Source organism: Thauera terpenica 58Eu (assembly GCF_000443165.1).
Lineage (GTDB): Bacteria > Pseudomonadota > Gammaproteobacteria > Burkholderiales > Rhodocyclaceae > Thauera > Thauera terpenica.
This window is the reverse complement of record NZ_ATJV01000048.1, coordinates 17,017-29,221: the sequence shown is the minus strand read 5'-3', so window position 1 is coordinate 29,221 and position 12,205 is coordinate 17,017. Positions and strand designations below refer to the sequence as shown.

Annotated in this window: 16 protein-coding genes; 11 read left to right on the top strand and 5 right to left on the bottom strand. The window is 67.1% G+C overall.

All coding sequences use genetic code 11. The annotated features are described in order from the left end of the window. Positions 1-82: 82 nt before the first annotated feature. Genes tadA through M622_RS27125 form a run of 4 tightly spaced genes read left to right on the top strand, consistent with a single transcriptional unit; the run spans position 83 to position 2,273 of the window. Positions 83-547: a tRNA adenosine(34) deaminase TadA gene (gene tadA / locus M622_RS27140; protein ID WP_021248759.1), complete on the top strand. Its 465-nt coding sequence runs from the start codon at positions 83-85 to the stop codon at positions 545-547. After that, positions 548-1,027, top strand: coding sequence for a L,D-transpeptidase (locus M622_RS27135; RefSeq protein ID WP_021248758.1), 480 nt, complete (start codon positions 548-550; stop codon positions 1,025-1,027). It abuts the gene before it with no gap. Further along, the gene (locus M622_RS27130) at positions 1,024-1,482 is read left to right on the top strand and encodes a GNAT family N-acetyltransferase (protein WP_021248757.1); all 459 of its coding nucleotides are present in this window, start codon (positions 1,024-1,026) and stop codon (positions 1,480-1,482) included. The genes M622_RS27135 and M622_RS27130 overlap by 4 nt, the downstream gene beginning before the upstream one ends. Then, a complete protein-coding gene (locus M622_RS27125; protein WP_021248756.1) occupies positions 1,479-2,273 on the top strand; it encodes a spermine/spermidine synthase domain-containing protein in 795 nt (264 codons plus the stop codon). Before M622_RS27130 ends, M622_RS27125 begins: the two co-directional genes overlap by 4 nt. A 16-nt stretch (positions 2,274-2,289) precedes the next feature. Here the strand turns inward: M622_RS27125 and M622_RS27120 are convergent, their stop codons facing one another. The 3 genes from M622_RS27120 to ygfZ are packed head-to-tail and all read right to left on the bottom strand — an operon-like array spanning position 2,290 to position 4,471. After that, positions 2,290-3,072, bottom strand: a complete 783-nt coding sequence (locus M622_RS27120) for an NRDE family protein (RefSeq protein WP_021248755.1) — start codon at positions 3,070-3,072, stop codon at positions 2,290-2,292. 4 nt (positions 3,073-3,076) lie between these two features. Next, positions 3,077-3,379, bottom strand: coding sequence for a DUF4936 family protein (locus tag M622_RS27115; RefSeq protein ID WP_021248754.1), 303 nt, complete (start codon positions 3,377-3,379; stop codon positions 3,077-3,079). Positions 3,380-3,424: 45 nt separating this feature from the next. Beyond that, entirely contained in the window at positions 3,425-4,471 is a 1,047-nt protein-coding gene (ygfZ, locus tag M622_RS27110; RefSeq protein WP_021248753.1) for a CAF17-like 4Fe-4S cluster assembly/insertion protein YgfZ, read from the bottom strand. Positions 4,472-4,618: 147 nt separating this feature from the next. Between ygfZ and mltG the strand changes: the two genes are divergently transcribed. From mltG to M622_RS0120100, 6 genes are all read left to right on the top strand, one after another. Further along, positions 4,619-5,638 carry an endolytic transglycosylase MltG gene (gene mltG / locus M622_RS27105; RefSeq protein WP_031346557.1) on the top strand — a complete coding sequence of 340 codons (1,020 nt, stop codon included), beginning with the start codon at positions 4,619-4,621 and terminating at the stop codon, positions 5,636-5,638. Beyond that, positions 5,635-6,273: a dTMP kinase gene (tmk, locus tag M622_RS27100; protein ID WP_031346556.1), complete on the top strand. Its 639-nt coding sequence runs from the start codon at positions 5,635-5,637 to the stop codon at positions 6,271-6,273. Before mltG ends, tmk begins: the two co-directional genes overlap by 4 nt. After that, positions 6,270-7,325 carry a DNA polymerase III subunit delta' gene (holB, locus tag M622_RS27095; RefSeq protein ID WP_021248750.1) on the top strand — a complete coding sequence of 352 codons (1,056 nt, stop codon included), beginning with the start codon at positions 6,270-6,272 and terminating at the stop codon, positions 7,323-7,325. The genes tmk and holB overlap by 4 nt, the downstream gene beginning before the upstream one ends. Further along, positions 7,322-7,687, top strand: coding sequence for a PilZ domain-containing protein (locus tag M622_RS27090; protein WP_021248749.1), 366 nt, complete (start codon positions 7,322-7,324; stop codon positions 7,685-7,687). Before holB ends, M622_RS27090 begins: the two co-directional genes overlap by 4 nt. Positions 7,688-7,833: 146 nt before the next feature. Continuing rightward, positions 7,834-8,610: a TatD family hydrolase gene (locus tag M622_RS27085; RefSeq protein ID WP_021248748.1), complete on the top strand. Its 777-nt coding sequence runs from the start codon at positions 7,834-7,836 to the stop codon at positions 8,608-8,610. Continuing rightward, positions 8,591-9,355: an ankyrin repeat domain-containing protein gene (locus M622_RS0120100; protein WP_031346554.1), complete on the top strand. Its 765-nt coding sequence runs from the start codon at positions 8,591-8,593 to the stop codon at positions 9,353-9,355. The genes M622_RS27085 and M622_RS0120100 overlap by 20 nt, the downstream gene beginning before the upstream one ends. Before the next feature lie 27 nt (positions 9,356-9,382). On the opposite strand, the gene dbpA is transcribed toward M622_RS0120100, so the two are convergent. Continuing rightward, positions 9,383-10,831, bottom strand: coding sequence for an ATP-dependent RNA helicase DbpA (gene dbpA / locus M622_RS27080; protein ID WP_021248746.1), 1,449 nt, complete (start codon positions 10,829-10,831; stop codon positions 9,383-9,385). 92 nt (positions 10,832-10,923) lie between these two features. Between dbpA and M622_RS27075 the strand changes: the two genes are divergently transcribed. Then, entirely contained in the window at positions 10,924-11,268 is a 345-nt protein-coding gene (locus M622_RS27075; protein WP_021248745.1) for a zinc ribbon domain-containing protein YjdM, read from the top strand. Positions 11,269-11,373: 105 nt separating this feature from the next. On the opposite strand, the gene M622_RS27070 is transcribed toward M622_RS27075, so the two are convergent. Beyond that, positions 11,374-12,201, bottom strand: coding sequence for a DUF429 domain-containing protein (locus tag M622_RS27070; protein ID WP_021248744.1), 828 nt, complete (start codon positions 12,199-12,201; stop codon positions 11,374-11,376). Between the last annotated feature and the right edge of the window lie 4 nt (positions 12,202-12,205).

Sequence of the window (12,205 nt, the reverse complement as noted above, 5' to 3'; positions counted from 1 at the left end):
GGAGTACGGCAACGGGCCGCCTGCGGCGTCCGCTACGGTCACCATCCGTTAGAATTCGCCCCACGCAAGAATGAGTGAAGCAATGAGCGACGAAGACTACATGCGTGCGGCAGTCGAGCTGGCACGCGAGGCCGGTGCCAATGACGAGGTGCCAGTGGGGGCGGTGGTGGTGCTCAATGGCGAGATCGTCGGGCGCGGCTTCAACCAGCCGATCGGGCGCCATGACCCGAGCGCGCACGCCGAGATCATGGCCTTGCGCGATGCCGGTGCGCGCCTGGGCAACTATCGGCTGCCCGGCTGCGAGCTGTATGTGACGCTTGAGCCCTGCGCCATGTGCGCAGGAGCGATCATGCACTCACGCATCGCGCGCGTGGTGTATGGCGCTGCCGACCCCAAGACCGGCGTCGCCGGCAGCGTGGTGGACCTGTTCGCCGAGCCGCGCCTCAACCACCACGCCACGATCGAGCGCGGTGTGCTCGGTGACGAATGCGGGCGCATGCTGTCGAGCTTTTTTGCCGCGCGCCGCAACAAGACCCTGGTGGCCTGAATGCGCATCCGCGTCGATATCGGCCGGCAGTGCCTGGAGTTGTTCGGTGCTGACGGGGCCTGCATCCGTCGCTATGCGGTGTCCACCGCGCGCAATGGCGCAGGCGAAGAGGCGGGCAGCTATCGCACGCCGCGCGGCTGGCACCGCATCCGCGCCCGCATCGGCGAGGGTCTGCCTGATGGCACGGTGTTTCGGGGCCGGCGTCCGAGCGGCGAGTACTGGACGCCTGCGTTCGCCGCCGAGCATCCCGGGCGTGACTGGATCCTGAGCCGCATCCTGTGGCTGTGTGGCGAGGAGCCAGGACGCAACCGCCTCGGCGCGGTGGATTCCATGCGGCGCTACATCTACATCCACGGCACCGGCGACGACCAGCCGATGGGGGTGCCCTTGTCGCATGGCTGCGTGCGCATGCGCAATCGCGACATCATGGAGCTGTTCGATCTGGTGAGGGTCGGCACCAAGGTGGAGATCTGCGAATGAATGTGCAGCATGAGCTGAACCTCGAGATCGTGGACTGGGGCGCCGCGCAGGCGCGTGTGATGCCGCTACGCATGCAGGTCTTCGTGGTCGAGCAGGGGGTGCCCGCCGAACTCGAGCTCGACGCCTTCGACGCGCTGAGCCGGCATGCGCTGGCGCTCAACGCCGGCGGCGAGGTGGTGGCCACTGGCCGCTTGCTGCCCGATGGTCACATTGGGCGCATGGCCGTCGATGCGCGCTGGCGCGGACGCGGCATCGGCGCAGCGGTGCTGGAGGCGCTGGTTGCCGAGGCCGTGCGGCACGGCATGGAGCAGGTGATGCTCAATGCGCAGGTGCAGGCGCTGGACTTTTATCGCCGTCAAGGTTTCATCGAGGAAGGAGAGCCTTTCATGGAGGCGGGAATCGTGCATCGCGCCATGCGGCGGTGCTGCAGGGCGTCGGGTGAGGGTGGGGCGTGAGCGAGGCGCAAGGACAGAGCCGGCCGTTCGTGACCGAATTCGGCACCCTGCGTGCGCTGCAGTTCGATGGGCTGACGGTGCAGAGCGTGATGTCGATTGCCGACCCGGATGTGCTGGCGCTGGATTACACGCGCGCGATGATGGGCTTCCTGCTGTTCAAGCCGCGTCCACGCCACATCGTGATGGTGGGGCTGGGTGGAGGTTCATTGGCAAAGTACTGTCTGCGCACCTTGCCCGATACGCGCTTCACCGCGGTGGAGATCAGCCCGGAGGTGATCGCCTTGCGACAGCGCTTCGGCATTCCACCCGACGATGAGCGCTTTCGCGTCCTGTGTGCCGATGGGGCGGACTACCTGCGCGACAGCGACGACGCGCCCGATGTGCTGCTGGTCGATGGTTTCGTCGCGACAGGCCAGCCGGCGCGGCTGGGGAGCGCGGACTTCTTTGCCGATTGCCGGCGCGCGCTCGCGCCCGATGGGGTGCTGGTGGTCAACCACTGGGCGGGTGATGGTCGCTACCCGGTGTATGCCGCTCGCCTGCGCGAGGCCTTCGATGGACGCGTGCTTGCGATCGCTGCCGAAGACGGCGACAACCGCATCAGCTTTTCCGCGCCGGGTCCGGGTTTCCCGCCATCGCGTGGCCGGATATTGGCGCGCTGCGCCGAACTGGCCGAGCTGCACAGCTTCGACGTCGCTGACATCGCCCAGCGTGTGCTTGCTCGTCTGGATCGGATGATGGGCAGGCGCTCGGCCGACGCTGGGCTGGATGGCGCCGGGTCTCATAGCGACTAGCCAGCGCGCGCTCCGCTCAGCCCCGCGTACGCTGGCGCTGCTCCGCGACGAAGCGATGGGTGAGCTCGCTGCGCAGATCACCATGCCTGTCCCAGGTCCATTCGCGCAGCCGCATGTTGCCGCTGTGCTCGACCGCCACCAGGCTCGAACAGCGCGTGCCGTAGTCCGGTGCGCGGATGAAGGCTGAGGACAACCAGCGTTCCCACTCCAGGCTCATGCCGGTGTTGGGCAGGTGGGGGTCGGGCGCAGGCGTGGCGTCGCGCAACAGCGCGAGCGCCGCATCGTCGTCCGGCAGCCGGGGCAGCAGCGCGGCGAGGCCGCTGCGGGCCTTGAGCAGCTTGGGCCAGGGTGTGTCGAGCAGGTGGTTCGACAAGCCATACACACCAGGCTCGAGCATGCGCACCTGGCCGCTCGTGCTCTCCAGTACGCCGAGCCTGCGCCCGTCACCCACCAGGAGATTGAATGAGGCGTAGGCGGCGCTACCTGCCGCAAGCTGGCGCAGGGTGGCTTCTGCCGTGTCGTCGCGCTCCAGCGCGCTGCGCACCAGGGCCCCGCGTGAGGGCGCGCCGCTGATGCGTTGCGTGGGGTCGCGATAATTGGTGAGCGCGGCGAAGCGGCCGCTGCGCGACAGCCCCAGCCAGCTGCCGCCCGCCTCAAGGTCGCGCCCGGCGAGCAGATCGGGCGCGTCGGTCCACCAGTGCGCAGGCGCCGCCGGGCGGCCGAGGAACTCGTCGCGATTGGCGGCGACGATGAGTGGGAAGTCGGGGTGGCTTTGCCACGCGAAGACGATCAGGCACATGGGTTCAGCGCTTTTCCATGAAGCATTCGAGATGGCGGACGCTGCCGCTGGCGAGCACATCAGCAAGCTGGTGGGCGGCGGTTTCACGCTCCAGCGCGTGCATGAAGGCGGCGTGCTCGGTCACGCCCTCGTAGATCTCCATCCAGGTGCTCGCGTCGTCGGCACGCTGGAGCAAACGCCCGGCGATGCCGGTGGCTCGTTCCAGCGCCGCCTGCATCGCACGCACGCTGGCGTGCGCGATGTCGGCATCAAGGTCCGCTCGCAGGCGGTAATAGATGTAAAGACCGAGGACGGGAGTTGACGTCATCACGAACGCCTGCGAGTGAAAACAGGGACCCCGGCGGGGAGGGCTTCAGCCCAGGGAATAGGGCAGTTCGAGCACGGTGAGGCGAGGGCCGTCCACTGCGCCGAGGTGAATTTCGCCCGCCTCCAAACTGCTGCTCTGGAGCACCGCGAGGGCCTCGAAACCACCATCGCTCGCCGCGGCGACGTTGACGATCTTGCCCGCCGACTGCTCGCCAAAGGCGGGAGCGTAGAGATCCGCGCCCGCGACCGGGCTGGTGCCGGCCGGAATGGCGAGGCGATAGGTGCGCTTCTTCAGTTTGCCCAGGTATTGCGTGCGCGCCACGATCTCCTGGCCGGGGTAACAGCCCTTGTGGAAGCTCACGCCGCCGATGAGTTCATAGTTGAGCATCTGCGCCACGAACTCTTCCTGCGTGGGCGCGGTGATCTGCGGCACACCGGCGCGGATCATCGCCAGTTGCCAGGCAGCGGTGCCGGCCTTGAGCGCGCCGCCCGCCTGCAGGGCGTCAAACAGCGCAGGCGCTGCATCGGCGGCCACGGCGATGATGAAGTTGCGCTCATCCAGCCGGACACAGCGTGGCCCGTGCTCGCTACCCCCGGTGTGCTTCATGGGGGCGTCGGGCACGGCAAGGCCGGCGGCGGCGAGCACCGTGGCTGCGTTGGCGCCGCTGACGCCGAGCAGGACGGTGTCTGCGCTGGCGTCGGCCAGCTTCACCTTGCTGCGCAGCACGTACATGGAAAATTTCTTCAGGAAGGCGGGCAGGATGTCGGCCGACAGCACCAGCGCGTGGCCTTCGGCCTCAGGCCAGATCAGGAAGCTGGCGATCATGCGCCCCTTGGGCGAATTGAAGCTGTTCCATGCCGCCGCATCCGGCGCGAGCTTGTTCACCTCGTTGGAGACAAGATTGTGGATGAAAGCGGCTGAGTCCGGCCCCACCGAGCGGATCGTGCCCAGATGCAGCAGCGGAACGACGACGGTCGAGGTCGTTGCGGCAGAGGCTTCAGAAGAGGGGTCGGTGAAGTGCAGGCTGGCTTGTGACGAATCGTCGTTGAAGCGTGCGCCCTGCCGGGCAAGGTGGTCGGTCCAGGCGGTCATGGTGTCGGTGTGCGATCGAGTGGGGTGGGTGAGTGGGGTTGATGAGCTTGCTGGCTACAGGCTCAGTGAGCTCAGTGCGATGCAGTATTATAGGCGCCCGCCAAACGGTGGTCGCCCCTGCGCTCACCATGGTCTTGTCGATCCGCCATGAAACGTCTCGTATTGCGCTCCGTGTTGCTGTTGCTGGCGCTGGCCGTGTTCGCCCTCGGGGCGGCATACGAGTTTGCGCACCGCCCGCTGACGCTCAAGGGCGAGGTGGTTGATTTCACCGTGCAGCGTGGCTTGAGCATGCGCCAGGCAGCGGCGGTGATCGCGCGTGCCGGCGTGGAGGTGAATCCAGTCTGGCTGAGCTGGCTGGCGCGCATCGGCGGGCGCGCAAACACGATCAAGGCCGGCAGCTACGAAGTGCATGCCGGCATCACGCCCTGGCAGCTGGTGCTCAAGCTCTCCGATGGCGACGTGTCGCAGGCCGAGGTCCTGCTGGTCGAGGGCTGGACCTTCCGCCAGGTGCGCAATACGCTCGAGCGCCACGCCGAACTCGAGCCCGACACCGCCGGCTTGAGCGATGCCGAGATTCTCGCCCTCATCGGCGCCAGCGAGACGCAGGCCGAAGGCCTGTTCTTTCCGGATACTTATCTGTTCGACAAGCGCTCGCCGGTCTCTGGCGTGCTGCGCCGGGCCTATCACGCGATGCAGGCGCGGCTCGATCAGGCCTGGGCCGAGCGCGACCCGGACTCACCGCTGCAGTCGCCTTATCAGGCCCTGATTCTGGCCTCCATCGTGGAGAAGGAGACCGGTCGCGCCGAGGACCGCGCCCTGGTGGCCTCGGTGTTTGCCAACCGCTTGCGCATCGGCATGCCGCTGCAGACCGACCCGACCGTGATCTATGGCCTGGGAGCGGATTTCGACGGTCGCCTGCGGCGCAAGCACCTCGACACCGACCACCCCTGGAACACCTATACGCGCGGCGGCCTGCCGCCGACGCCGATTGCGATGCCCGGTCCGGATGCGCTGCGTGCGGCGCTCAAGCCGGCGCACAGCGACTATCTGTATTTTGTTGCGCGCGGCGATGGCAGCAGCGAGTTTTCGCGCAGCTTGAGCGAACACAACCAGGCGGTAAACCGCTTCATCCGCAATGGCGGCAAACCCAATGGGGGCAAACCTTGAACTCGACTGAGCGTGTGGCGCGCGGACGTTTCATCAGCTTCGAAGGCATAGACGGCGCGGGCAAGAGCAGCCAGATTGCCGCGACCCTTGCCTTGCTGCAGGCGCGCGGCATTGTCGTCGAGCAATCGCGCGAACCCGGTGGTACGCCCGTGGGCGAACGCCTGCGCGAGCTGCTGCTGCACGAGCCGATGGATCTGGAGACCGAGGCCATATTGATGTTCGCCGCGCGGCGCGAGCATCTTGCCGCGCGCATCGAACCTGCGCTGGCGGCAGGGCGCTGGGTGGTGTGCGACCGCTTCTCCGACGCCACCTTCGCCTATCAGGTGGGCGGGCGCGGCCTGGCGCGGGCCAAGTTCGATGTGCTCGAAGCCTGGGTTCATCCCGGCTTTCAACCCGATCTGACCCTGTTGTTCGACCTGCCGCCCGAGATCGCCGCGGCGCGGGTGGCCTCCACCGGCGCCGACCCCGATCGCTTCGAGCGGGAACAGCGCGATTTCTTCGTGCGTGTGCGCGAGGCCTACCTCGAGCGTGCGCGCATGGCGCCGCAACGCATCCGCGTGCTCGATGCCAATCGTGCGCCCGAGCTCATCCGTGCCGACATCGAGCGCATCGTCGCGGCGCTGGTGGGCGCATGATTCAGCCCTGGCTGCAGGACACCTGGACGCGACTCGTCGAACTCGGCGAACGCCTGCCGCACGCGCTGCTGTTCGTGGGCCCACCCGGGCTGGGCAAGCGCGCACTGGTCGAAGCGCTGGCTGCCCGCCTGCTGTGTGAGGCGCCCACGGCGGACGGCCACGGCTGTGGCCGGTGCACGGCCTGCCAGTGGCGGCTGGCAGGCAATCATCCCGATCTGCATCACCTGGTGCCGGCCGCCGATCTGGTCGCTGAGGGCGCCGAGAGTGAAGGCGCGGACCCCGGCGCGAAGGAAGGCAAGGCCAAGTCGGCGCAGATCCTCATCGAACAGGTCCGCGACCTGCAAGCGTCCTTGAGCGTCACTGGACACCACAGCTCGCGCCGTGTCATCGTGCTCGACCCGGCGGAGGCGATGAACGTGTTCACTGCCAATGCGCTGCTCAAGCTGCTCGAAGCGCCGCCGGTGGGCTGTGTGTTCCTGCTGCTGTCGTCGGCACCGCGGCGCCTGCTGCCGACCATCCGCAGCCGCTGCCAGCAGTGGTCGTTCTCGCGCCCGTCGGCGGATTCCCTGCAGCCGTGGAAGGCGAAGGCCGACGCGCAGCTGCTGGCGCTGCTCGCGCTCGCCGGAGGCATGCCGCTGGCAGCGGAGCGCATGGCGGCGACGGGCACAGGCGCCTTGCTGGCGCGCTTCGTGCGCGATGTGTCGGCCTTGCAGGCGGCCGATGCGCTGCGTGTTGCCGCGCAGTGGGAAGCCTGGCTCAAATCCAGGGAGGCGCTTGCTGCTGGCTTCGGGCTGCCTGAGCTGTGCGCCTGGATGCAGTGCTGGGTCGGTGATCTGGCGGCCTTGCGCATGGGCGGCAGGCTGCGCTTCTTCCCGGCGCAGGAGGGCTTGATGTCAGCGCTCGCGAGCCGCTGCAGCATTGCGGCCTTGAGCGGCTGCTACAATGAGACGATGCAGATTCGCAAGCTCTCTCGCCACCCACTGAACACGCGCCTGGTGCTCGAGGACATGCTGTTGCGCTATGCGCGCGCGCTTGCCGGAGCAAGGCCGTGAGCACTCACGTCAAGCCGCAGACGGCGCGCCCGGGCGTGCTCTCCCTGAACGTCAGCTCCAGGTCTGCGCTGTATGCCGCCTACATGCCTTTTCTCAGCCATGCCGGCCTGTTCGTGCCGACCTCCAAGCACTACACCCTGGGCGATGAAGTCTTCATGCTGGTACAGCTGATGGATGATCCGACCCGACACCCGGTCGCCGGGCGTGTGGCCTGGATCACGCCACCGGGTGCGCAGGGTGGCAAGACCCAGGGTGTCGGTGTGCAGTTCGCGGACGACGACGCGGGCAAGGTGTTGCGCGGGCGCATCGAACAGATTCTTGGCAGCCACCTCGGCTCCAGCCGGCCCAGGCATACGGTCTGAATGGGCGTGCGGAGTGAGTACGCGGACTCGATCCGGCTCGGCTCACCGCCGGGTCACCGAGCACCCAACTGAATACCCTGCTGAACCGTCGCACTGTTTTGTGTGTCAGTGTGGCGTCCGTTCCGATTTCCTGTCTGGCCCTTCCCATGTTTGTTGATTCCCACTGCCATCTCGATTTTCCCGACCTTGCCGCGCGCGAGGATGAAGTGCTCGCCACCATGGCACACAATGATGTCGGTGCCGCGCTGTGCATCAGTGTCAAGCTCGAGGACTTCCCGCGTGTGCTCGGGCTCGCCGAGCGCCACCCCCACCTGTGGGCCTCGGTCGGGGTGCATCCGGACAACGCCGACTGCGAGGAACCCGATGTGGCCCAGCTCGCAGCGCTGGCCGACCACCCCAAGGTGGTTGCGATTGGCGAGACCGGGCTGGATTACCACTGGCACAAGGATGCACCCGAGTGGCAGCGCGAGCGTTTCCGCACCCACATCCGCGCGGCGCGCGCGACCGGCAAGCCGCTGATCGTGCACACGCGCAGCGCCGCAGATGACACCTTGCGCCTGATGCGCGAGGAGAAGGCGGGCGAAGCAGGCGGCGTGATGCACTGCTTCACCGAGAGCTGGGAGATGGCCGAAGGCGCGCTGGCGCTGGGTTTTTATATCTCCTTCTCCGGTATCGTCACCTTTCGCAGTGCAAAGGAGCTCAAGGAGGTGGCAAAGCGGGTGCCGCTCGAGCGCCTGCTGATCGAGACCGACGCGCCTTACCTCGCACCCATGCCGCATCGTGGCAAGACCAACGAACCCGGCTGGGTGGTGCACGTGGCGGAAGAAATCGCCCGCTTGCGCGATGAACCGCTGGCCCGTATCGAACAGGCCAGTACCGATAACTTCTTTCGCCTATTTCGCCATGCCCAGAAACTTGCCTGAATCCGCTTCGCGCGCTCTGCGTTCGTCCCCGCCCCCTTTCTCCCCGACTCCCTTCTCCCGTGCCGGGCTGCGCCAGCTTCTCGCCCTTGGCGCCATCCTTGCCTGCAGTCTGGTGTCCACCGCCAGCCTAGCCGGCAGTTACGACGACGCACTTGATGCGGCGACGATGGGCGACGCGAAGGCGCTCGCCAGCCTGCTGCAGCGCGGAGTCGATCCGGACACCGTCGATGCGCAGGGCAACACGCTGCTGATTCTCGCCGCGCGCGAGGGTCAGACTGCGGCGCTGGAGGCCTTGCTCAAGTACCGGGTGCGCATCGATTACCGCAACCCGGCGGGTGACTCGGCCCTGATGCTGGCCGTGTTGCGTGGCCACGACGATGCCGCGCGGGCGCTGCTGAAGGCCGGCGCCCAGATCAATCACGAAGGCTGGGCGCCGCTGCACTACGCAGCCTTCGAGGGCAGGGAGTCGATGGTCGAGACTTTGCTGAGCGCCGGCGCCGATGTGAATATCAAGGCACCCAACCTCGCCACCCCGCTCATGATCGCCGCCCGCAATGGCCATATCGAGGTGGTGCGTCGTCTGCTCGCCGTGCCTGCCACCGATCTCAACGCGCTCAACGACGCCGGCCTGGCAGCCGACGTGTGGGCCTTGCAGAACGCCAACACCGATATCGCTGAACTGATACAGGCCGAGCGCAAGCGACGTGGCCTGCCGGCGCCGGCGATCCGGGTAACGATCGAATAAGCTCAGGCCCCTCAGTTCCTCGGCTCTTCAGTCCTCGAGTGCGCGCACCTTCACCGGGCGCCCCTTGAGCTTGCCGGCTGCGAGCCGGCGTAGCGCATCGCCTGCAATCTCCTGGGTCACCGCAACATAGGTGTGATGGTCGGTCACGGTGATCTTGCCCACCTGCTCGCGGGTGAAGCCCGCTTCGCCGGTGAGCGCGCCGAGCACGTCGCCGGGGCGGATCTTGTCCTTGCGCCCACCCAGGATCAGCAGTGTGCTCATCGGTGGGCGCAAGGCTGAGGCGTCCTCGATCGGCAGAGCAGTGATGTCCTGCCACTCCGGCTCGAAGCCCGCGGCCTGGGCAATTGCAGCCACGCGGCGCTTGTCCGCGCCGCTGCACAGACTCAGTGCCAGGCCTTCGGCATCGCCCCGCCCGGTGCGGCCGATGCGGTGAATGTGCACTTCGGGGTCGGGGGTCACATCCACGTTGATCACCGTCTCGAGCTGCGCAATGTCGAGCCCGCGCGCGGCCACGTCGGTGGCCACCAGCACCGAGCAGCTGCGGTTGGCAAACTGGATCAGCACCTGATCGCGTTCGCGCTGCTCCATCTCACCATGCAGGGCGAGCGCGTGAAAGCCTTCGGTGCGCAGCAGCTCGACCAGCGCCCGACACTGCTGGCGTGTGTTGCAAAAAGCCAGGGTGCTGACCGGCCGATAGTGACGCAACAGGGTGGCAACCGCCTGCAGCCGTGCGGGGTGTTCGATTTCGTAGAAGCGCTGGCGGATCTTGTCGGCGGCGTGTTGCTCGGCCAGCTTCACCGTCCTGGGCGTGCGCAGGAAGCGCTGCGCGAGCGCGGCGATGCCGGCCGGGAAGGTGGCGGAAAAGAGCAGGGTCTGGCGCTTGGGTGGGCAATGCTGGGCGATCCAGGCGATGTCGTCGTGAAAGCCCATGTCGAGCATGCGGTCCGCCTCGTCAAGCACCAGGGTGTTCAGGGTGTCGAGGCTGAGGCTGCCGCGTTCGAGGTGATCCATGATGCGGCCCGGGGTGCCGACCACGACGTGGGCGCCGTGCGCCAGGCTGTCGCGCTGCGGCCGCATCGGCGTGCCGCCGCACAGTGACAGCACCTTGATGTTCTCGGCGAAGCGCGCGAGGCGGCGGATCTCCTGTGTCACTTGGTCGGCCAGCTCGCGCGTCGGACACAGCACCAGAGCCTGAACGGCCAGCTGCTGGGGCTCGAGCCGGGCCAGCAGCGGCAAGGCGAAGGCGGCGGTCTTGCCGCTGCCGGTCTTGGCCTGGGCGATGAGGTCCTCGCCGGCGAGGGCGAAGGGTAGGGCTGCGGCCTGGATGGGCGTCATCGACAGATAGCCGAGTTGCTGCAGGTTGGCGAGCATGCCTGCGGGCAGCGCCAAGGTGTCGAAAGCCTGTGCAGTTGTTGTGGTCTGCGGCAGGGCGGTGGCGTCGGCGCTTGAAGCGGTAGGGGGGATAATGTCGGTCATGCGCAATTATCAGGCCGGAGACGGCGCACGCCGAGAAAATCTGTTGGTGGCGACATGCCCGGTCATGCAATCGATACGAACGAGGAAACAGGATGAGCAGCAATTTGCCGAAGTGTCCAGCATGCAGTTCGGAATACACCTATGAAGACGGACCGAACTATGTCTGCCCCGAATGTGCCCACGAGTGGCCGCAGGCCGCCGCCGACGAGGGCGGGGAAGCCGAGAAAGTGTTCAAGGACGCCAACGGCAATGTGCTGCAGGACGGTGACAGCGTCACCGTGATCAAGGATCTGAAGGTGAAGGGCTCATCCTTGGTGGTCAAGGTCGGCACCAAGGTGAAGAACATCCGCCTCATCGAGGGCGACCATGACATCGACTGCAAGATCGACGGTATCGGCGCAATGAGGCTGAAGACGGAGTTTGTGAAGAAGCTCTGAGCCGGGGCTGCGCCCAAAGTGCGGCTTGCGGCGCGCGGCTTGCGGCCTGTCGCCTTGCACGACGGCGCCGGTGCGCCGTGAGCCCTGGCACAAGAGCGCAGCGCTTCAGGCGCCGGCGATCCAGCCTTCCAGGGAGTCGATGTCTGCGGGCAGGCCGAAATGGGGTGGGCCGGCGTGGGCGCAGGCGGCGGCCTGCAGCAGTGCGAGCGCGGCATCGAGGCAGTCGCCGCTGGCATCATCGATCAAGCGCGCCCGGTGGAAGTCGTCAAGCCTCAGGCCGAAGCCTTGCGGCGTGTGTCCCGTGCACACGGCGTCGATGATGCAGCGGCGCGCATCCCGACGTGCTGAGGTCTGTTTGCGCTTGTCGTCACTTTTGTACGAGTCGGGCGTGATGCTGCGTGCGATCAGGCCGGGATAAGCTTCCACTGCGAGGCGCTGTGGGTCCGCAGCATGCATGCCCGCCAGGCTCACGCCCGCGCCCAGCAGGCGCGGCACACCTTGCAGGAACATCAGTCCCACTGGCGGATTCACCAATTTGAGCGGGCTGTGCGAGCGCGCTGGCAAGTCGGTGCTGCGGTGTGCGTAGCGCTGGCCGAAGGGCCGGGTCTGGCGATAGGCGTCCAGTGCGCTGCGAAAAGCGCTCTTGCCCAGCGCTTCACAGTGGCGCACCAGTTCGGGCCAGTTCAATGGCCAGCCCAGGTCGACGATCGCTTCGCGTGGCAGCCCGAAGGGAAAGTCGAAAGCGCCGAGCCAGGGGCCGGGGCGTACGAGCAGGGCTTCAAAGGCAGGCCAGTCGGACAGGGTTTCGATGCGCGTGAGTTCGACCGCCTTGCCGTCGAGGCGCCCGATGGCGGCCGTGATCGGCTTGGCCCGCCGCGGCGCCGAGGTGAAGTCGACCCCGATCAGTGTGAGCTCTACCGGCCTTGCGCTCATGCCT

Bases quoted from the DNA above. Each gene is read 5' to 3' on its own strand.
- tadA (WP_021248759.1), top strand. From the start codon at position 83: ATGAGCGACGAAGACTACATGCGTGCGGCAGTCGAGCTGGCACGCGAG.
- M622_RS27135 (WP_021248758.1), top strand. From the start codon at position 548: ATGCGCATCCGCGTCGATATCGGCCGGCAGTGCCTGGAGTTGTTCGGT.
- M622_RS27130 (WP_021248757.1), top strand. From the start codon at position 1,024: ATGAATGTGCAGCATGAGCTGAACCTCGAGATCGTGGACTGGGGCGCC.
- M622_RS27120 (WP_021248755.1), bottom strand. From the start codon at position 3,072: ATGTGCCTGATCGTCTTCGCGTGGCAAAGCCACCCCGACTTCCCACTC.
- M622_RS27115 (WP_021248754.1), bottom strand. From the start codon at position 3,379: ATGACGTCAACTCCCGTCCTCGGTCTTTACATCTATTACCGCCTGCGA.
- ygfZ (WP_021248753.1), bottom strand. From the start codon at position 4,471: ATGACCGCCTGGACCGACCACCTTGCCCGGCAGGGCGCACGCTTCAAC.
- mltG (WP_031346557.1), top strand. From the start codon at position 4,619: ATGAAACGTCTCGTATTGCGCTCCGTGTTGCTGTTGCTGGCGCTGGCC.
- holB (WP_021248750.1), top strand. From the start codon at position 6,270: ATGATTCAGCCCTGGCTGCAGGACACCTGGACGCGACTCGTCGAACTC.
- M622_RS27085 (WP_021248748.1), top strand. From the start codon at position 7,834: ATGTTTGTTGATTCCCACTGCCATCTCGATTTTCCCGACCTTGCCGCG.
- M622_RS0120100 (WP_031346554.1), top strand. From the start codon at position 8,591: ATGCCCAGAAACTTGCCTGAATCCGCTTCGCGCGCTCTGCGTTCGTCC.
- dbpA (WP_021248746.1), bottom strand. From the start codon at position 10,831: ATGACCGACATTATCCCCCCTACCGCTTCAAGCGCCGACGCCACCGCC.
- M622_RS27075 (WP_021248745.1), top strand. From the start codon at position 10,924: ATGAGCAGCAATTTGCCGAAGTGTCCAGCATGCAGTTCGGAATACACC.
- M622_RS27070 (WP_021248744.1), bottom strand. From the start codon at position 12,201: ATGAGCGCAAGGCCGGTAGAGCTCACACTGATCGGGGTCGACTTCACC.